The 18,893-nt window shown below is 60.8% G+C and carries 15 protein-coding genes; 6 read left to right on the top strand and 9 right to left on the bottom strand.

Features of this window, described 5'->3' with window-relative positions; genetic code table 11:
- Positions 1–157: 157 nt before the first annotated feature.
- Together JFT81_RS05555 and JFT81_RS05550 are read right to left on the bottom strand one after the other, a co-directional pair.
- Entirely contained in the window at positions 158–1,198 is a 1,041-nt protein-coding gene (locus JFT81_RS05555) for an AraC family transcriptional regulator (RefSeq protein WP_201226440.1), read from the bottom strand.
- A gap of 3 nt (positions 1,199–1,201) precedes the next feature.
- Positions 1,202–2,332, bottom strand: a complete 1,131-nt coding sequence (locus JFT81_RS05550) for a carbon-nitrogen hydrolase family protein (protein WP_201226439.1) — start codon at positions 2,330–2,332, stop codon at positions 1,202–1,204.
- Between the two features lie 208 nt (positions 2,333–2,540).
- On the opposite strand from JFT81_RS05550, the gene JFT81_RS05545 reads away from it, so the two are divergent.
- A complete protein-coding gene (locus tag JFT81_RS05545; protein ID WP_201226438.1) occupies positions 2,541–4,580 on the top strand; it encodes an NADPH-dependent 2,4-dienoyl-CoA reductase in 2,040 nt (679 codons plus the stop codon).
- 145 nt (positions 4,581–4,725) lie between these two features.
- The gene (locus tag JFT81_RS05540) at positions 4,726–5,652 is read left to right on the top strand and encodes a pyridoxal-phosphate dependent enzyme (protein WP_201226437.1); all 927 of its coding nucleotides are present in this window, start codon (positions 4,726–4,728) and stop codon (positions 5,650–5,652) included.
- 89 nt (positions 5,653–5,741) lie between these two features.
- Here the strand turns inward: JFT81_RS05540 and JFT81_RS05535 are convergent, their stop codons facing one another.
- From JFT81_RS05535 to JFT81_RS05525, 3 genes are all read right to left on the bottom strand, one after another.
- Positions 5,742–6,290, bottom strand: coding sequence for a cytochrome b (locus JFT81_RS05535; RefSeq protein WP_201226436.1), 549 nt, complete (start codon positions 6,288–6,290; stop codon positions 5,742–5,744).
- A gap of 189 nt (positions 6,291–6,479) precedes the next feature.
- Positions 6,480–7,307 (bottom strand): phosphonoacetaldehyde hydrolase, encoded by an 828-nt coding sequence (gene phnX, locus JFT81_RS05530; RefSeq protein WP_201226435.1) that lies wholly within the window; start codon positions 7,305–7,307, stop codon positions 6,480–6,482.
- 143 nt (positions 7,308–7,450) lie between these two features.
- On the bottom strand, positions 7,451–8,560 hold the full coding sequence (locus tag JFT81_RS05525) for a 2-aminoethylphosphonate--pyruvate transaminase (protein ID WP_201226434.1): 1,110 nt from the start codon (positions 8,558–8,560) through the stop codon (positions 7,451–7,453).
- Between the two features lie 112 nt (positions 8,561–8,672).
- On the opposite strand from JFT81_RS05525, the gene JFT81_RS05520 reads away from it, so the two are divergent.
- On the top strand, positions 8,673–9,533 hold the full coding sequence (locus JFT81_RS05520) for a LysR substrate-binding domain-containing protein (protein ID WP_201226433.1): 861 nt from the start codon (positions 8,673–8,675) through the stop codon (positions 9,531–9,533).
- A gap of 114 nt (positions 9,534–9,647) precedes the next feature.
- Here the strand turns inward: JFT81_RS05520 and JFT81_RS05515 are convergent, their stop codons facing one another.
- Complete coding sequence (locus tag JFT81_RS05515; RefSeq protein WP_201226432.1) at positions 9,648–10,520, bottom strand: LysR family transcriptional regulator; 873 nt, start codon at positions 10,518–10,520, stop codon at positions 9,648–9,650.
- A 283-nt stretch (positions 10,521–10,803) separates the two neighbouring features.
- Between JFT81_RS05515 and JFT81_RS05510 the strand changes: the two genes are divergently transcribed.
- On the top strand, positions 10,804–12,129 hold the full coding sequence (locus JFT81_RS05510; RefSeq protein WP_201226431.1) for an MFS transporter: 1,326 nt from the start codon (positions 10,804–10,806) through the stop codon (positions 12,127–12,129).
- A 72-nt stretch (positions 12,130–12,201) separates the two neighbouring features.
- Positions 12,202–13,593 (top strand): FAD-dependent oxidoreductase, encoded by a 1,392-nt coding sequence (locus JFT81_RS05505; protein ID WP_201226430.1) that lies wholly within the window; start codon positions 12,202–12,204, stop codon positions 13,591–13,593.
- A gap of 66 nt (positions 13,594–13,659) precedes the next feature.
- Here the strand turns inward: JFT81_RS05505 and tssI are convergent, their stop codons facing one another.
- Positions 13,660–15,045: a type VI secretion system tip protein TssI/VgrG gene (gene tssI / locus JFT81_RS05500; RefSeq protein WP_201226429.1), complete on the bottom strand. Its 1,386-nt coding sequence runs from the start codon at positions 15,043–15,045 to the stop codon at positions 13,660–13,662.
- A gap of 221 nt (positions 15,046–15,266) precedes the next feature.
- On the opposite strand from tssI, the gene JFT81_RS05495 reads away from it, so the two are divergent.
- Entirely contained in the window at positions 15,267–15,971 is a 705-nt protein-coding gene (locus JFT81_RS05495; protein ID WP_201226428.1) for a YebC/PmpR family DNA-binding transcriptional regulator, read from the top strand.
- Between the two features lie 128 nt (positions 15,972–16,099).
- On the opposite strand, the gene JFT81_RS05490 is transcribed toward JFT81_RS05495, so the two are convergent.
- Positions 16,100–17,413, bottom strand: a complete 1,314-nt coding sequence (locus JFT81_RS05490; protein WP_201226427.1) for a leucine-rich repeat-containing protein kinase family protein — start codon at positions 17,411–17,413, stop codon at positions 16,100–16,102.
- Between the two features lie 176 nt (positions 17,414–17,589).
- Entirely contained in the window at positions 17,590–18,720 is a 1,131-nt protein-coding gene (zapE, locus tag JFT81_RS05485) for a cell division protein ZapE (protein ID WP_201226426.1), read from the bottom strand.
- Positions 18,721–18,893 lie beyond the last annotated feature (173 nt).

The raw sequence follows: 18,893 nt of genomic DNA, 5'->3' as shown, positions 1-18,893 counted from the left end.
TTTCAGCGAGCAGTAAGGGGGATTACACGATGGACGATTACCAAGAAGAACTGCTCGAGTACCAGGCCTTTGAACTGGATCCGCCAGAGCCTGCGGAAGACGCTACCGAGCTGTAAGCGTTTGCTTGCCGCTTGTGGCTGTAGGCTTGCAGCTGCTCTTATGCCGTTTTGCGATGGCTGCGGCGGAATTCGCCAGGGGTCTGGCCGCTCCAGCGTTTGAACGCGCGTTGGAACGCTTCGGCTGAGGCAAAACCCAGCAGATAGGCGATCTCGCCGAACGCCAGTTCAGTGTCGCGGATGTAGGTCATGGCCAGATCGCGGCGGGTGTCATTGAGGATCGCGCGATATTGTGTGCCTTCCTCAGCCAGTTTTCGCCGCAATGTCCAGGTCGGCAGCTTCAGGCGCGCCGCCACTTCTTCCAGGTCGGGTTCGCGCCCACCATTCAATAACGGCCCCAGCAATTGCGTGATGCGCTCGCGCAGGCTGCGGGTGCGTGTGAGTTGTTCGAGCTCGCGTTCACACAATTGCAGCAGGTGCCGCCAAGTGCTCGGGCAATGTTCGCGATTGCGCTGGGCGAGGCTGTTGAGGCTCAGGCGCAGTTGATTACGCTCGGCGCCGAACTGGATCGGGCCGTCACCCAGGGCACTGTAAGCGTCACGGTAATCCGGTTCGTCGAATTCGATTTCGATGCGCTCGGCCCGCAGCGATTCGCCACTGATACTCGACAGTTGATGCAGCCAGCCGGCGATGATCGAATCCACCACAAAGCGGTTATAGGCGTTGTACGGGCTGATCGAGTAGAAGCGCAGCCAGGCGCCGTTGGCGTCTTCGTGAAAACTCGACTGGCCGCGATAGTTGGAGCCGTACAACGGTTCGAAGCGGATCAGGCAACGTGCGGCCTCGCGCACGGTCGGGGCTTGCGCGGCGGTGACCCCGGCCAGCCCGGCCTGACTCAGCCGACTGAGCTGCCCCATGCGTAAGCCCAGCGCTGGGTCGTCGGTCAATTGAATGGCCGCGTGCCCCAGGCGCATGTAACGCGGAATCGACAACCGCGCGCCGGCCTCGGCCAAGCGTGCAGCGTCCAGCCCATATTGCTCAAGCAACGGCTGCGGGTCGGCGTCATGGCTGCGCACCGCATCGGCGAGGCTGTGTACGAAACCCACCGACAAATCCCCGAGACGCATCGGTAGCGGCTTCATCGCTTACAACCAGATATTCAGTAAACGCGCGCCACGGGCGTCGCCATCGGCAAACTGCCGGCCGTCGCTGCTGAGGAAACTCTGCCCGGAACTCAGCTTGTCCCAGAACTGCCCGCGCAAGAACACGCTGACACCGGCAATCGCCCGACTGCTCGGCGGTTGCGCGGTCAAAGTCAGACGATGCCAGGCCTGGCCTTCGCTGACTTCGCCGGGCTTGAGGCTGACCGAGCCCGGTGTGCTCGAACCTTTGTAGCCGCCCCACGGCTGATCCCACACGTTATGACCGACGACGAACGCCGGTACGGCGACCAGTTGCGCGCCTTGTTCGTCGAGTTTGCGGTAATTATCGGGGTACCAGCTGTCGCTGCCGATAAGGATACCGAGGCGCCCGGCGGGCGTATCGACCACGTTGATCGCGTGTTTATCTTCGGCTTCCAGTACATCGCGCTGATCGAAGATCGGGTGCATCTGCCGCTGTGGTTGACCGAGCGGTACGCCATCACGACCAAACACCACGCTGCTATTGAACAGTGCGCCGCTGCCGGGTTTGAGCTGGCCGTCGCGGATGCTCGGCTCCGGTAACACAATGGAACCGGCCACCAGCGTTACATGAAACTCCTTGGCCAGGCCGCCGAACAGTGCCTGGTAATCCTTGGCCATCGCCTTGGACTTCATTCGCAGATGCGCATCATCGAGACGACTGTTGCCTTTGGCGCTGAGCCAGGCGCGGGCGAACAGCAGCGGATTGCTCGCCGCCAGCCAGTTCATCGCTTCGGCGAGGGTCGGCGCTTGATACAGCTCGTCTTTCTCGCCGCTGATCATCAGCCAGGTGCCGACATGTTCCGGCAGCACCACCACGGTTTTGTCATTCAACAAACCCTGATCCTGCGCTTGCTGCAAATAAGCCGCGAGTTTGCGGTGCAGGCGCTCAGGGCTTTGATAGTCGGTGGGAAACAGTTCGGGCTGGATGCCCAGCAGATTGCCACGGTCGGCGGGGGTGCCCTCATCGACCGCGAGTTTGATACGCAGGTCCGACAGGTAATGACCCGCCGGCCGGTCTGCCGCCCACATGGCGTAGGTGGTCAGGGCGGCGACAATGGCCATGGAAAAAAACAGGTACAAAAGTTTGCGCATGAAAACCAACAACAGCCGGGTACAGGGTGTGGCGACTAGGGTAGGGCCCATGGCCGTGCTTGCCAAGGGGCGCTGCGCATTTGGATCAATAAGTTGTCAGTTACGGTCATTGAGTGACAGCGGTGCGACTCTTAGTCTGTCGAACATGACTGACGGGGGACAAAGAGCTCCCGCACTTTTTCCGTGATCGCTCGTTGTGGAGTTACCGATGACCGCCGCTCATTACCCGCACCTGTTGGCCCCGCTGGACCTGGGATTCACCACGCTGCGCAACCGCACCCTGATGGGCTCGATGCACACTGGCCTGGAAGAAAAACCGGGCGGTTTTGAACGTATGGCGGCGTACTTCGCCGAACGTGCGCGCGGCGGTGTCGGCCTGATGGTCACCGGCGGTATCGGCCCGAACGACGAGGGCGGCGTGTACTCCGGCGCGGCCAAGCTGACCACCGAAGAAGAAGCGCTCAAACACCGCATCGTCACCCGCGCGGTGCACGACGCGGGCGGCAAGATTTGCATGCAGATCCTTCATGCCGGGCGTTATGCCTACAGCCCGAAGCAGGTGGCACCGAGCGCGATTCAGGCGCCGATCAACCCGTTCAAGCCCAAAGAGCTGGACGAAGAGGGCATCGAGAAGCAGATCAGTGATTTCGTGACTTGCTCGGTACTGGCGCAGTCCGCCGAGTACGACGGCGTCGAGATCATGGGCTCGGAAGGTTATTTCATTAACCAGTTCCTCGCCGCGCACACCAACCACCGCACCGACCGCTGGGGCGGCAGCTACGAAAACCGTATGCGCCTGCCGGTGGAAATCGTTCGTCGTGTCCGCGAGGCCGTCGGCCCGAATTTCATCATCATCTTCCGCCTGTCGATGCTCGACCTGGTTGAGGGCGGCAGCACCTGGGATGAGATCGTTACCCTGGCCAAAGCCATCGAGCAGGCTGGCGCAACCATCATCAATACTGGCATTGGCTGGCACGAAGCGCGGATTCCGACCATCGCCACCAAAGTGCCGCGCGCGGCGTTCAGCAAGGTCACGGCCAAGCTGCGTGGTTCGGTGAGCATCCCGTTGATCACCACCAACCGCATCAACACGCCGGAAATCGCCGAGCAGATTCTTGCTGAAGGCGATGCCGACATGGTCTCGATGGCGCGGCCGTTCCTCGCCGACCCGGACTTCGTCAACAAAGCGGCTGAAGGTCGCGCCGACGAAATCAACACCTGCATCGGTTGCAACCAGGCCTGCCTGGATCACACTTTCGGTGGCAAGCTCACCAGCTGCCTGGTCAACCCGCGCGCCTGTCACGAGACCGAACTCAACTACCTGCCGGTCAAGCAGATCAAGAAAATCGCCGTGGTCGGTGCCGGCCCTGCCGGGTTGTCCGCTGCGACCGTGGCCGCCGAACGTGGCCATCAGGTGACGTTGTTCGATTCGGCCAGCGAAATTGGTGGCCAGTTCAACATCGCCAAGCGTGTGCCGGGCAAGGAAGAGTTTTTCGAGACCCTGCGTTACTTCAAGCGCAAGTTGCAGACGACGAATGTCGAGGTGTGCCTGAACACTCGCGTCGACGTGGCGAAACTGGTGGAGGGCGGTTACGACGAAATCATCCTCGCCACCGGTATTGCGCCGCGTGTACCGGCAATTCCAGGCGTCGAGAACGCCAAGGTGTTGAGCTACCTGGACGTGATTCTGGAGCGCAAACCGGTGGGCAAGCGTGTTGCGGTGATTGGTGCTGGCGGTATCGGTTTCGACGTGTCGGAGTTCCTCGTGCACGAAGGCGTGGCCACCAGTCAGGATCGCGCCGCGTTCTGGAAAGAATGGGGCATCGATACGCAACTGGAAGCACGCGGTGGCGTGGCCGGGATCAAAGCGGCGCCGCATGCACCGGCGCGTGAAGTGTTCCTGTTGCAGCGCAAGAAAACCAAGGTCGGCGACGGTCTGGGCAAGACTACTGGCTGGATTCACCGTACCGGTTTGAAGAACAAGCAAGTGCAAATGCTCAACAGCGTTGAGTACCTGAGCATCGATGATGAAGGCTTGCACATCCGCATCGGCGAAACCGGCGAGCCGCAGCTGTTGGCGGTGGACAACATCGTGATTTGCGCGGGGCAGGATCCGCTGCGTGAACTGCACGATGGGCTGGTTGCGGCCGGGCAGAACGTGCACCTGATCGGCGGCGCGGATGTCGCGGCCGAGCTGGATGCCAAACGCGCGATCAACCAAGGCTCGCGTCTGGCAGCCGAACTTTGATTTCGCAGGCCTAGCGTGCCAATGGCTATCGCGAGCAGGCTCACTCCTACAGGTGGACGCATTTCAAATGTAGGAGTGAGCCTGCTCGCGATGGCTGCTTATGAGCGACTAGAATGCTGGCTCTGTCCAGATCGAATCGACGCTCATGTTTTTGCCTCCCTCCGATTGGCTACCCCAAGCCCCTCTCGAATTACTCTCGCTCGACTGGCTGGCCGCCGCCAATGTTGAAGTGGCGATCCTGCGCCTGGACCAGATCGATCCGCTGATCAGCGGCAATAAATGGTTCAAACTCTCTGAACACCTCAAGGCTGCCAAGCGTGTCGGCGCTGAAGGCATCATCAGCCTTGGCGGTGCGCATTCAAATCACCTGCACGCATTGGCCGCGGCGGGTAAACGCTTGGGGTTCAAAACCGTGGGGCTGTTGCGTGGGCATGCGCAGGAAACGCCGACCGTGACGGATCTGCAGGCGTTTGGCATGCAGTTGCATTGGCTGGGTTACGCCGGCTATCGAGCGCGGCATGAGCCGGGGTTCTGGGAACCGTGGCAGGTGCACTATCCGACGTTGTACGCGGTGCCGGAGGGTGGCGGCGGATTACCCGGGGCATTGGGCTGCGCAGCGCTTAAGGTTCAGGTCGATGCGCAATTGCGCAATCTGGGCTGGAGCGATTACCACGGTTGGTGGCTGGCTTGCGGCACGGGGACGACATTGGCGGGGCTGGTGCTGGCCGAGGCCGGTGAGCACCCGGTGTATGGCGCGTTGGCGGTGCCGGAGGCTCACGGTGTGGCGCCGCAGGTTGAGGCAATCCTCCTGGAAGCAGGGATGGCCAATGCAGGGTATGAATTGATCGATGCCAGTCGTGGCGGTTTTGCCAAGGTCGATGCCGGACTGCTTGAATTTATCGACCGTAGCGAGCAGGCAAGCGGTGTGCCGCTGGAACCGCTTTACACCGCCAAGGCGTTATTGGCGCTCAAAAGTCACGTCGAGGCGGGCGGATTTGCCTGCGGCACTCGGCTGATTTTCGTCCATACCGGCGGATTGCAAGGGCGCCGGGGATTCAACCGCGTCCCCTGATTGCAGCGTATCTCTGTCATGAGAGGATTTATTGTGAAGAGGGGATAAATCCCCTCTTCACAATGAATCCAGCAGGCTTCAAAAGCGTTTTAGCCGCGTTTGGGCATCATCCGCAGCAGCGTGTTATCGCCCACCACGTAATGGTGATAAATCCCCGCCAGCGCATGCAGGCCGATCAGCCAGTAACCGATGGTGGCGATCAGCACATGCCAGTGCTCCACTTGCTTGGCGAAGGCCTTGTCTTCGCTGACCAGCAGCGGCAGGTCGAACCCGTAGAACATCACCTGATGCCCCTCGGCGCTGGTGATCAGCCAGCCGAGAATCGGCATGCTGATCATGAACAGGTACAACGCCCAGTGCATCAGCCGCGCGAGCACGGTCTGCCATTGCGGCGAAGCCGGGAAGATCTTCGGCGCCGGGCCGAGGCTGCGCGCGAGCAGGCGAAACCATACCAGCACGAACACGGTCAGGCCGAGCATGTAATGCACTTCGCGGATCAGCGTGCGCCCGCCACTGCCCTTGGGAAAGATGCCGCGAAATTCCATGCTGGCGTAGACCAGCACCAACAACACCAGCATCAGCCAGTGCAACAGGACCGACACGGTGCTGTAACGCGATTCGGAGCTTGTCCACGGCATACGGTGTTTCCTCACAGATCAGGGTCGATACCGGCCGTTCTTGTGCGACGGCATGCTTTAACTGTAATCCGCTTTGGCGGATTTGCCTGAAGCTGATCGGACTTTCAATGCTCTGAATCACGGGTTTCATCAAAAAAAACGCCAGCGTCGTGTGGACGCTGGCGTTTTTGTTTGCAGCGGGCAGGGCAATCAGCTCGATTGCGGCATCTCACCCTTGGCCAGGCGCTTGTTTATGTCGGCAATCACTTCCGGCAAGTCAGTGATGGTGTCGATCATGTAATGCGGGCGCGAACCCTCGAACAGCGCGTGAATGCGTTTGCGTTCAGTGGCCAGTTCATCACTGCCCAGTGCGCGGAAGCCCTCGTAATCCAGACCCAGCGCGTTGCCCGAGCAGATCAGCGCCACCGTCCACATGCCGGCGCGACGGCCTTCGAGGATGCCCGGTACGGTGTCGTCGATCTTCACGCAAGCGCCGACGTCGTCGATACCCAGCGCGATCACGTTGGCCAGGGCCTGAGCCGGCCATGGGCGGCCGTTCGGCACTTCGTCGGTGGCGACCACGTGGTCGGCGACGTAACCGTTGATGGCGGCCAGTTCGACGACTTTATCCATCACTTGTTTTGGGTAGCCGGAGCAGGAGCCGATCTTGATGCCTTGCTGACGCAGGTTGGCGATGGTTTCCAGGGCGCCGGGGATCAACGCCGAATGCTCGGCAATTTTCTCGATCTGCAGCGGCATGAAGCGGTTGTAGATCGCGGTGACGTCATCGTCGGTCGGCGTGCGGCCGAACGCTTTGCGATAGCGCTCGGCGACTTGCGGTTGATCGCACAGGGTGCGGATGTGATCCCACTTGCCCATGCCCATCGGGCCGCGCGCTTCTTCGATGGAGACTTGCACGTCGAATTCAGCGAAGGCTTCGACGAAGATCTGTGTGGGTGCGAAGGAACCGAAATCGACGACGGTGCCGGCCCAGTCGAGGATGGCGGCTTGCAGCTTGCTTGGGTTTACATAGTTCATGGCAATCAATTCCTGAGTTGGCAATGCAATTCAAATGTAGGAGCGAGCCTGCTCGCGAAGGCGTCGTGTCAGTCGACATCCATGTTGAATGTGCGACCGCTTTCGCGAGCAGGCTCGCTACCACAGGGGATTTGTGGTGGTAATCAGATGTCGAGGACTTCCATCTCGCGCAGCACTTCGCCAACAGCCGCGACGGCCTGGCGCATTTCGTCCGGGCTGACGTGGCCGATGCAGCCGACGCGGAAGGTGTCGACCTGGGTCAATTTGCCGGGGTAGAGAATGTAACCCTTGGCCTTGACCCGTTCGTAGAAGTCCTTGAATTGGTAACGCGGATCTTTCGGCGCATGGAACGTGGCGATAATCGGCGCCTGGATCGCCGCGGGCAGGAAGCTGCGCAAACCGAGTTTGCCCATTTCCTCCATCAGTGCCTGACAGTTGGCGGCGTAGCGCGCATGCCGCGCCGGCAGGCCACCTTCCTCGTTGTATTGCAGCAAGGCTTCGTGCAGCGCCGCGACCACATGGGTCGGCGGGGTGAAGCGCCATTGACCGGTCTTCTGCATGTAAGCGTGCTGGTCAAACAGATCCATCGCCAACGAGTGCGAATTGCCGGCGGCTGCGGCCAGCGCCTCTTTGCGGGCGAAGACAAACCCCATCCCCGGCACGCCTTCCAGGCACTTGCCGGACGCCGCGATCAGCGCGTCGAACGGCACTTGCTGCGCATCCACCGGCAGCGCGCCGAAGGAGCTCATGGCATCGATGATCAGGCGTTTGCCGTGTTGCTTGATGACTTGGGCAATCTCCGGCAGCGGGTTGAGAATGCCGGTGCTGGTTTCACAGTGGATCAGCGCGACGTGGGTGATGTCGCTGTCGGCACGTAGCAGGCGGTCGACGTCGGCGGCGGTAGTCGGTTCGTCTTCAGCGGTTTCGAAGGTGCTGAACGAGCGGCCAAGCACTTCGCAGATCTTCGCCAGACGCTTGCCGTAGGCACCGTTGATCAGCACCAGCACTTTGCCGTCACGCGGCACCAATGTGCCGATGGCCGCTTCGACGGCGAACGTGCCGCTGCCTTGCAGAGGGACGCAGTGGTGAGTGGCGGCGCCGTTGAGGATCGCCAGCAATTGTTCGCAAAGGCTGGCAGTCAGTTGATTGAAGCGGTCATCCCATGACCCCCAGTCGACCATCATTGCCTGGCGGGTGCGGGCCGAAGTGGTCAACGGGCCGGGAGTGAGCAGGATGGGTTCGGCGATACTCATTCGTGTGTCCTCGGATTGCGCTGTGGGATGAAGCTACGGGGCATACGTTGCAATTCGCCGTTGCATCAATCAAATTGTTTGTTGTTATGCCAGCCATCAGCGAGAGTTATTCATGAACCTGTTTCAACTGCGCGCCTTCGACGCCGTGGCCCGCGAAGGCAGCTTCACCCGCGCCGCCGCGCGGTTGTTCATCAGCCAGCCGGCGGTCACCGGACACATCAAGGCGCTGGAGGAGCACTATCAGATCACCCTGCTGCGGCGTACCGCGCGACGGGTGGAACTGACCGAGGAGGGCACCAAACTGGCAGCAATCACTCGGGCGATGTTCGGCTTGGCGGAAGAAGCGCAGGCGATGCTCGAGGCCAATCGGCAGTTGCTGACCGGGCGTCTGGAAGTGGCGGCGGACGGGCCGCACATGGTCATGCCGATGTTGGCGAGCCTGCGCGCACGCTATCCGGGCATCACCGTCAATCTGCGCTTGGGTAATGCCCAGGAAACCCTAGCGGCGCTGTTGTCGGAACACGCCGACGTTGCCGTGCTGACCGAGGTCGAGCCGCGCAAAGGTCTGCATTTGCAGGCGCTGAGTGAATCGCGCATTTGCGCGCTGGTGCCGGCGGCGCACCCGTGGGCGACTCGGGCCGGTGAGGTGAAACTCAAAGAGCTCGATCAAGTGATCATGGTGCTGCGTGAGCCGAGTTCGATAACCCGGCGCACGTTTGACCAGGCCTGCGCGCAGGCCGCGATTCAGCCACGGGTATTGCTCGAACTGGACAGCCGCGAGGCGGTGACCGAGGCCGTTGCCGCCGAGTTGGGCGTTGGCGTGGTGTCATCGGTGGAAGTCAGTCATGACCCGCGGGTGGTGGCGATTCCGATTGTCGGCGAGGGCCTGGTCAATCGGCACATGATCGGGTGCATGGAGCGGCGACGGGAGTTGCGCCTGATTCAGGCCTTCTTCGGCTTGGCCCCAGCCTGAAACACCGTGGCGCTCCTTTCGCGAGCAGGCTCGCTCCCACATTCGACCGCGTTTTTTCTGGAGGAACCGGTTCCAACGTGGGAGCGAGCCTGCTCGCGAAGGGGCGGGTCCTGATTACACAAGACTCTCGCGAACCATGTCGAGAAACGTCGCCACCACTCGCCGCGAACTCTGCTCACGCAAACACACCAGCGTCTCCGTCAGCCGTCGGGTGCAGTCGATGATGGGCAACGCACACACCCGTGAATCCGCACCAAATTCTGCCGCCGACACCACCCCGACGCCAATGCCGACGACAACCGCCTCGCGCGCCGCTTCTCGGCCTTCGACCTGAATCGCCGGACGAATGCGAAATCCCGCCCGGGCCATTTCCTCTTCCAGTGTCTGCCGCGTCACCGAACCGTGCTCACGCAACACCAGCGGTGTGTCATCGAGATCCGCCAGGCAGATTGATTCACGCTCGGCCCACGGATGATTGCGCGACACGAACGCTACCATCGGATCATTACGCAGTGGCACGCACAGCAAGCGTTCATCGCTGACATCGCGCCCCAGCAACGCCAGATCCGCCTGATAGTTGAACAGGCGAAACAGCGATTCATCGGTGTTGCCGGTTTCGATTTTCACGCTGATGCCCGGATAGCGTTCGCAGAACCGCGCGATCTGCGGCAACACGTGCACCGGCGCATCCACTGCCAGAATCAAGCTGCCAGTCTGCAAGGCCTGGGACTCCTGCAACAGCTCCTGGGCCTCTGCCTCAATCACAAACAGGCGCTGGGTGATCGCCAGCAACCGCTCGCCGAGGTCCGTCAGGCGCACGGAACGCTTATTGCGGTGAAACAGCAAGACGCCAAAACGTTCTTCAAGTTTGCGCACCTGGTCGGAAATGGCCGGTTGCGTGAGGAAAAGGCGCTCGGCGGCTCGGGTGAAGCTTCCATGCACGGCCACCGCGTGGAAGGCTTTGAGCTGGGCGTGGGACACCGACATGTAGCCTCCTGATTAAACAAGCAGTAACAAGCTGAGCTTATGTGTGAAATACGATAAATCGATTTTATTTATTAAACAGTAATTGCTTTGATCGGCTCACGCCATCGCTGCCTGCTTGACCGAGCAGCGGCAGTGGCCCATGAGCCTGTGCGTGCAACAGCAGGACTCATCTGACCGGTATCGCCTTAGGGATGGAGCGATATCGCAGTGCTCAACAATAAAAAACACAGGCGTTTACTTAACGATTCTGCCGGCACACTCACACCCTGAGGTCAGAACCACCATGAACAAGCACATCGGCACCATTGCACGTTGGCGCGTGCAGATTTTTGCGATTACCTGGCTTGCTTACGCCGCTTTCTACTTCACCCGCAAAGCTTTTTCGGTGGCCAAACTGGGCATCGCCGAAGACCCGACCTTCATGCTCGACAAGATGGCCATGGCCAACCTCGATGCGATTTATCTGGCGGCGTATGCCGTGGGCCAATTCACCTGGGGCATGCTCGCCGACCGCTTTGGCCCCAGGGTGGTGGTGCTCGGCGGATTGCTGATTTCCGCCGCCGCAGCACTGGTAATGGGCAGTTTCGCCACCTTGCCGATCTTCGCCACCTGCATGTTGATTCAGGGCCTGGCGCAGTCCACCGGATGGTCGGGTTTGTGTAAAAACCTCGGCAGTTTCTTCCCCGCTAAACAACGCGGGCGGGTGCTTGGATTGTGGAGCTCCTGCTATGCGTTTGGTGGTCTGGTGGCGTCACCGTTTGCTGGATGGTGGGCGTATACACTGGTCGGTACCTGGCACGCGGCGTTTATTTCCAGTGCTGCTGTGGTCGCCGTGGTGGCGGTATTGTTCTTTATCTTCCAGCGCGACAAACCGGAAGACGTTGGCTTGCCAGCGGTAGAACCGGAGCCGGAACTGAGCGCTGAAGAAGCCGAAGCCAACAGCAAACTCAGCGTCTGGGAACCGTTGAAGGAAATCCTGCGCAACCGCACGGTGCTGGTTCTGGGCCTGGCGTATTTCATGTTGAAACCGGCGCGCTACGCGATTCTGCTATGGGGCCCGGTGATCGTATTTGAACAGATGCCCAGTGTTGGCAAAGTCGGTGCAGCGATCATTCCCACTTCGTTCGAACTGGCCGGGCTGCTTGGGCCGATCCTGATTGGCCTGGCCTCGGACAAACTGTTCGGCGCCCGGCGCATGCCAGCGTGCGTCCTGAGTTTGCTGGCGCTGACCGTGACCCTCGCGCTGTTCATGGGCGCCCTGCACACCGGCAGTGTGTTGCTCGTCGTGGCGCTGCTGTTTGTCATGGGCCTGACCCTGTACGGCCCTGATTCGATGATCAGCGGTGCTGCCGCCATTGATTTCGGCAAGGCCAAGGCCGGCGCCACTGCCGCCGGCTTCGTCAACGGCTGTGGTTCGGTTGGTGCAGTGCTCGGCGGTTTGCTGCCGGGCTACTTCGACTCAGTGACGGTGTTCATCGTTTTCGCCGGCTGCGCACTGTTCTCGGCGCTGGTGCTGATTCCGCACTGGAACAGCCGTCCGGTCGGTGTGATGGAGCCGCGTGCGTCTATCCCCAATTGCCGGTTGACGATCAAACCTCTGCGTTCTTGAAACCCTTAGCCTCGCGGCCTGCTGCGGCGTTCGCGGCAGGTTGTGGCGTGGCCAACTGACTGGAGAAGTGCCATGAGACCTTTTTGGCTGGAGCAGGCCTTGCTGGCCGATACCTCTGCAACTTGCCCGCCGCTGCAGGGCGAAGTGCGCACCGACGTGTGCATTGTCGGTGGCGGTTACACCGGGTTATGGACGGCGATCATGCTCAAGCAGCAGAACCCTGAACTGGAGGTGTTGCTGATCGAGGCCGACATTTGCGGTGCCGGCGCCAGTGGGCGCAATGGAGGTTGCGCGCTGTCATGGTCGGCCAAGTACTTCACCCTTGAGCGCTTGTTTGGCGTCGAGGAAGCGGTGCGACTGGTCAAAGAGTCTGAGCGCAGCATCCATGCCATCGGCGAGTTCTGCGAGCAGTACGGTGTCGATGCCGATTACCGTCTCGACGGCACGCTGTACACCGCGACCAACCGCGCGCAGGTCGGCTCGACCGACGCGGTGATCGCGGCGCTGGAGCGCAACGGCATCAACTCATTCAGCCAGCGCCCGGTGGCGGATGTGCAGCGGATGGCCGGTTCCACCAAACATGTGGAAGGCTGGTTCTCACCGGCCGCTGCCAGCGTGCAACCGGGCAAACTGGTGCGCGGGCTGCGCCGGGTGGCGTTGCAATTGGGCGTGAAAATCCACGAAAACACCGCCATGACCGGGTTGCAGGAGGGGCGCCCGGCGCGCATCCAGACCCCCAATGGCAGCGTGATCGCTGACCGCGTGGTGCTGGCGATGAATGCCTGGATGGCGCGCGCCTTCCCGCAATTCGAGCGCAGCGTGGCGATTGTTTCCAGCGACATGCTGATCACCGAACCGCGCCCGGATCTGTTACAGGCAATCGGTTTGACCAGCGGCGTTACCGTGCTCGATTCGCGGATCTTCGTGCACTACTACCACAACACCCCGGACGGCCGGATCATGCTCGGCAAGGGTGGCAATACGTTTGCCTTTGGCGGGCGAATGTCGCCGGTGTTCGATCAGCCGTCGCCGTATGCCGGATTGCTCAAGCGCAGCCTTGATGACTTTTTCCCGGCGTTCAGCGATGTCAAAGTCGATGCGACCTGGAACGGGCCGTCGGATCGCTCGGTCACCGGTTTACCGTTCTTCGGTCAGATGAGCAGCAGCGGCAACGTGTTTTACGGGTTTGGTTATTCCGGCAGCGGCGTCGGTCCGTGCCACATGGGCGGGCAGATTCTCGCCTCGCTGGTGCAGGGCCTGAACAACCCGTGGACCCGCTCACCGCTTATCAACGGCCCGCTGGGCTATTTCCCGCCGGAGCCGATCCGCTACCTCGGTTCGCTGATGGTGCGCAACGCGATCCGCCGCAAGGAACATGCGGAAGACCACGGCCGGCGCCCCCGTCATCTGGACGTGCGCCTGGCAAAATTTGCGGCAGCTGCCGGCAAAGCCGACAAAGGCTGAGCGCTGTAAACACTCAAAAAATGCTCCGCGTTGCGCCGATAAACACAACCCTGCTCCTGCGTGGATTCAGGAGCGGTTGATCAGCCACTCGAGTAACAAGCTGCTGTCGCTGGCTGGCGGCGCCTCCCTCGGTGGGTCGTCGCGTAGCGCTCCCATGCACAGAATTGGTCGATCCGGGTCGCTGTCGAGAAAGCTCACCCAGACTTCGCTGCCTGCGCGGGGCAGTTCGTGGGCAGCAATCCGGCCATGGGCGGTGGTCAAGGCGATTGGCAGCCAAATCCCTTCCTCACACCGTGCCGTTGGTGCTGGCCACAGACTGACATGGATTCGTCCTTGTTCATCAAGCGTGGTCGGCTGCCCAAGGGCACCGAGGACGCGGGCCAGGTGATAACCGGGAATGCTCGGTCGCGGTTGTTTAAGCGCCGGGCGAAAATCCGTTGACCAGGGCAGGGCGGTGAAGTCGTTGTGATAGCGATACGCGATGGGCGTCGGGTCAAGAATCGACGGCTGTTGCCCTTTGTGGCGCAGTTCGGAGATCAACCACTGTTCGTTGAACCCGCTGACAGGGTGGTCGGTGACTTGCAGCAAGTGACCACTGCGCAAATCGGTAGCGTCGCTGCGGCCATGGATCGAACGATATTGGCAGCGCTGGCGTTCGAGATGGCGACGACTGCGTTGTTCCGCATGGCGTTGTTGCGCAGACACCGACGTCGCACCTGGCTGGGCCACGGTTTGATTGGCGGCATCTTCGCTGACGGCCTGTTGCCCGCGGTTGCGCACCGGATGCAGGACCGTGAGCTGGGTACTGTCATGGCGTTGAAACAGGCTGCTGACACCCGGCGATTGCTTTTGGTCATCGCTATTGAAGGGGATCATTGTGGGGGCTTGAGGCAGGCTCAGGCTGTCGTCGGCAAACACCACCACATGCCCGCCGGGCCCATGTTCAAAGTGATAGTGAATGCCTTCTTCCTCGCACAACCGTTGCAACAGCGCCAGGTCGTTTTCCTCGTACTGGATACAGAACTCACGACACGGATAGGTGCCGACGCTCATCTCGATGCGCCAACTGCCTGCCGGCAGGCCATGTTCGACGAGTAACTGCGCGAGAATCGATGGCACGCTCGACTGCACAAATAGGCGACGTCGCAGCGCCTGCGCCAGGCCTTGCAGATAGGGCACCAGCACCAATCGATAGCCGACGCGGTGGGTGCCGCGATGTTCGCACGAGACGTTGTGGATCAGGCCATGCACGCCGTGATGTTCGCCCATGCGCAGAAACGCCGGCTGATTCAGCAGCGTATCTGGCGTGACGGCAGGCGCCAGGCCCATCACTTCCACTTCGAACCGGAACGGCTGATTCAGCGCTTCCTCGCCACGAAAGCGCAGAACCGGCAGGCATAACCCGCTATCGGTCAGGGTGAGGGTGAACGGACTTTCCTTGTCATTGAGCATTCGCACAGGTTCTGTCAGGCAATACGGACGGCAGAGGGTACGAAACCACGGCGCTGAATAGTCACCGCAAAAGGGGTTTTCAGAATCGCCCTACAAGGTCTGGTGAAGATGTCGATTCGCCAATCAATATTTTTGGTCGATTGCCGACTTTAGGCCGTATAAACTTGGCGCCACGCGTCGGCCAATAGATGTCTCGGCGCCACAGATCAAGAGAGTGAGTAATGGGCGCACAGTGGAAGGTTAAACACAAAGAAGCGGCAGCCAACGCCAGGGGCAAAATCTTCGGCAAACTGGTGAAAGAAATCACCATTGCTGCGCGCAACGGTGCCGATACCGCCACCAATGCACACTTGCGTCTGGTGGTTGAGCAGGCCAAGAAAGCCTCGATGCCGAAAGAAACCCTGGACCGCGCGATCAAGAAAGGCGCAGGCCTGCTGGGTGAAGCAGTGCAATACCACCGCGTGACCTACGAAGGTTTCGCCCCGCACCAGGTGCCGTTGATCGTCGAGTGCGTGACTGACAACGTCAACCGCACCGTCGCGGAAATCCGCGTGGCGTTCCGTAAAGGCCAACTGGGTGCTTCCGGTTCGGTGGCTTGGGATTTCAACCATGTGGGCATGATCGAAGCGTCGCCGGACACCCCGGACGCCGATCCGGAGATGGCCGCGATCGAAGCGGGCGCCCAGGATTTTGAACCGGGTGAAGAGGGTGCGACCTTGTTCCTGACCGACCCGACTGACCTCGACGCTGTGCAGAAAGCCCTGCCGGAGCAAGGTTTCACGGTGTTGTCGGCCAAGCTCGGCTATCAGCCGAAGAACCCGGTCACTGGCCTGAGCGACGAGCAAATGGCTGAAGTCGAGGCGTTCCTGGAAGGCCTCGACAACCATGACGACGTGCAGGACATGTTTGTCGGTCTGGCCGGCTGATTTGTTTCGCCAGTGATGGCCTCATCGCGGGCAAGCCCGCTCCCACAGGTTTTTGCGCAGTTCACATATTTTTGTGCACGACACCGACACTGTGGGAGCGGGCTTGCCCGCGATTGACCGCGTAGCGGTCACAGATTTCCAAGATCGCGCAACACTTCACTGAACCCCGGTCGCGCCAGCACCTGCGCCTGGCAGCAACGCCGTTCCAGCTCCTCCCAATGTAAACGCTGTTCGGCACTCAGCCCCGAATCGATACGCGCCAGCAATTCCCCCAACAAGATCCCGAATGCGCGCACTTCAATGCGTTGCAGCGCCCGCGTCTGCGGGTTATCCGTCGTGGCATGGAACGACGCCCCGCCAAAATCTCCCAGCAGGCAATCGCCCCGGTCGTTCAACAAAATGTTGTGCCCGTAAAGATCGCCGTGGGTGATGCCTTGTTGATGCAGATGTTCGGCCGCCGAGGCAATGCCCTTGGCAATGCGCAAGGCAACGTCGGCCGTGAAGCGAAGATCATCGGCGTACACATCCCGCGAACACGACGCCAGGCTCGGCAATCCGGCGAGATTGCGAAAGCTCGGATCAATCAGCTGCATCACCAGCCCCTGTTGGCCGTCGGGGTGGCCGTTGATACGCCCTTCAATGCGGATCAGGTTCGGGTGCAGCCCGGCGGTGATGCACGCGTTCATTTCGTGCAACGGCGAGCCGTCGCTGGTCATTTCACCTTTGTATAACTTCACCGCGACCGCTTTCTGCGAGCCATCGGCTTGCTGCCAGCTCGCCCGGGAGATCACCCCGGAGGCGCCTTCGCCGAGTTTCTGCTCCAGACGCAACGCCGACCAATCGATCAGCGGCGTGGCTTCAAGGGCGGCGGCGTCGGCTTCGGTTTCCAGCGGATTACCGGCGTAGGCCAACCACGTCAGGCTCGGCAAGCTCAGCAGCCACTGCGGCAGTTCGCTGAACTGGTTGACCGAAATGCGCAGCAGCTCCAGTCGATGGCACTGGCTCAGCGAGGGCGGCAGCGCTTGCAGACGATTGCCCGACAGCATGAGCTTCTGCAGATAGGGGCGTTCGCCCAGTTCAGCCGGCAGGGTTTCGATGCAGTTGTCGGTCAGGATCAGCCAGCGCAGCAGCGGTGGCAGCGCCTCGCCGGGTACCTTGACGATGCGGTTGGCTTTGAAGCCGATCATCGTCAGCGACGGGCATTGACCGAGGCACGCGGGCAGTTCAGTGAAGGGATTATCCGAGCAAAAAAGCACGCGCAGGCGGCTCAGGCGATGCAGATCATCCGGCAGACTGCTGAGTTCATTGCCGCTGAGGTTGAGGATTTCGAGGGTCTCGGCCAGCTCGAAAATCTCGCGCGGAAACTCGGTCAGCCCGCAAGACAGATCCAGGCGCGTGATGCCCGACAACTCGCCGGCACGTAATTGAGCAAGGGTGTGCATGTAGGTGTTCACTTTTGAAAAGGACAAGCGCAAGGCGCCGAAATGGCCAACATGATAACGGCAGATGCCGATGCAGGTGTAGGCGCTGCCGCAGTCTGCGATCTTTTGATTTGGCGGCCCCGAGGATCAAAAAATCGCAGCCTCGTTGCACTCGACAGCGCCCCCAGATGCTGGCGTCAGGCTATTGGGGGGACAACCTGCAACTGCCCCAACCGGCTGCGCGTGCGGCCCATGTCGATGGCATCGCCGCCGAGGCTTTCGCACAGCGACAACCGACCAAGCAGCGTCAGGTGTTTGTCCTGATCGTAGAGCACGTCGATCAGATTGATGAAGCGTTGTTGCGCGGCGATCGAGCAATCAGCCAGTTCGGGCAAGTCGTCGATGATCCAGTGATCGAAACGCTGACACAATTCCAGATAATCCATCACCGCTGTCGGTTGCTCGCACAGATCATCGAAGCGGAAACCGATACGCCGGCCCTCGCAAAACCGCGCTTGAAAATGCCGTGTGCCGACCATTATCGAGCGTGGCGCTGCATCCCGCGGCGGCAGGTTCAGGGTCGCGCGTTGCGCCGCTGTGCCCGGCCACACGTAATGGCCATGGGTAAAGACTTGATGCACCCGGTTGCGCGCCTGACTCCGGTAATCGTGCTCGCCGCCCACTTCCATGATCTGCATGCGCGCATTGATCAAGTCGATCACCGGCTTGAAACGCGCGTGATAGAGCGGGTTGGGCAACAGCCCTTCAGGGGCGTAATTAGACGTCACCAGCAACAGAATGCCGCGTTTGAACAGCGCCTTGAACAGTCGGGTAATGAGCATCGCATCGCCGATGTCATGCACATGAAATTCGTCGAAGCACAGCACGCGACAGTCTTGCAGCAACTCATCGAGCGTGGTGGCAAGGGCGTCGTCCTGCTCGCGATGGCTGAACATGCCCTGATGCAATTGTGCGAAGAACTGATGGAAATGCAGGCGGCGCTTCTGCGTGATCGGCAGCGCTTGAAAGAATCCATCGAGCAGCCAGCTCTTGCCGCGCCCGACCGCGCCGTACAAGTAAAGGCTTGGCGGTCTTTGTGCGGTGGCCGCGAACAGCAGGCTGGCTTGCTGCGCCATACAGTCGATGACCCGCTGCTGGCTGTGACTGAGCGTGTAACCCTGGCTGTGAGCCTTGTTGCGGAAATAATCGCGGATCGACTGGGCGCTGGCGTCATGGCCCACATTGGCGGGCAAATGTTTGCCGAACAAGCGGCGCAACGCCGGCCAGCGCTGGGTCAGTCGCGAACGTTTTGGCAGTCGAACGGGCACTGTCCGATTACTCCGAGTGGGTCAAGCCGGCTTACCGAGCGCGGCGGCACAGTGTAACCAGACGTGGAATCGTCCTTCCAGCACCGCCAGGCGAGACTGGGCGATCACTGAACAGGATTGCGTAAGACGTCTGGCTATTTTGCGCGACATCGTTTGCTGGGTTGCCAACCTTT

Origin of the sequence: Pseudomonas sp. TH43 (assembly GCF_016650635.1) — a bacterium.
Lineage (GTDB): Bacteria > Pseudomonadota > Gammaproteobacteria > Pseudomonadales > Pseudomonadaceae > Aquipseudomonas.
This window is presented reverse-complemented; position numbering and strand designations above follow the sequence as displayed.

Bases quoted from the DNA above. Each gene is read 5' to 3' on its own strand.
- JFT81_RS05505 (WP_201226430.1), top strand. From the start codon at position 12,202: ATGAGACCTTTTTGGCTGGAGCAGGCCTTGCTGGCCGATACCTCTGCA.
- JFT81_RS05490 (WP_201226427.1), bottom strand. From the start codon at position 17,413: ATGCACACCCTTGCTCAATTACGTGCCGGCGAGTTGTCGGGCATCACG.
- JFT81_RS05550 (WP_201226439.1), bottom strand. From the start codon at position 2,332: ATGCGCAAACTTTTGTACCTGTTTTTTTCCATGGCCATTGTCGCCGCC.
- JFT81_RS05525 (WP_201226434.1), bottom strand. From the start codon at position 8,560: ATGAGTATCGCCGAACCCATCCTGCTCACTCCCGGCCCGTTGACCACT.
- tssI (WP_201226429.1), bottom strand. From the start codon at position 15,045: ATGCTCAATGACAAGGAAAGTCCGTTCACCCTCACCCTGACCGATAGC.
- JFT81_RS05515 (WP_201226432.1), bottom strand. From the start codon at position 10,520: ATGTCGGTGTCCCACGCCCAGCTCAAAGCCTTCCACGCGGTGGCCGTG.
- JFT81_RS05545 (WP_201226438.1), top strand. From the start codon at position 2,541: ATGACCGCCGCTCATTACCCGCACCTGTTGGCCCCGCTGGACCTGGGA.
- JFT81_RS05555 (WP_201226440.1), bottom strand. From the start codon at position 1,198: ATGAAGCCGCTACCGATGCGTCTCGGGGATTTGTCGGTGGGTTTCGTA.
- JFT81_RS05510 (WP_201226431.1), top strand. From the start codon at position 10,804: ATGAACAAGCACATCGGCACCATTGCACGTTGGCGCGTGCAGATTTTT.
- JFT81_RS05540 (WP_201226437.1), top strand. From the start codon at position 4,726: ATGTTTTTGCCTCCCTCCGATTGGCTACCCCAAGCCCCTCTCGAATTA.
- phnX (WP_201226435.1), bottom strand. From the start codon at position 7,307: ATGAACTATGTAAACCCAAGCAAGCTGCAAGCCGCCATCCTCGACTGG.
- JFT81_RS05535 (WP_201226436.1), bottom strand. From the start codon at position 6,290: ATGCCGTGGACAAGCTCCGAATCGCGTTACAGCACCGTGTCGGTCCTG.
- JFT81_RS05495 (WP_201226428.1), top strand. From the start codon at position 15,267: ATGGGCGCACAGTGGAAGGTTAAACACAAAGAAGCGGCAGCCAACGCC.
- JFT81_RS05520 (WP_201226433.1), top strand. From the start codon at position 8,673: ATGAACCTGTTTCAACTGCGCGCCTTCGACGCCGTGGCCCGCGAAGGC.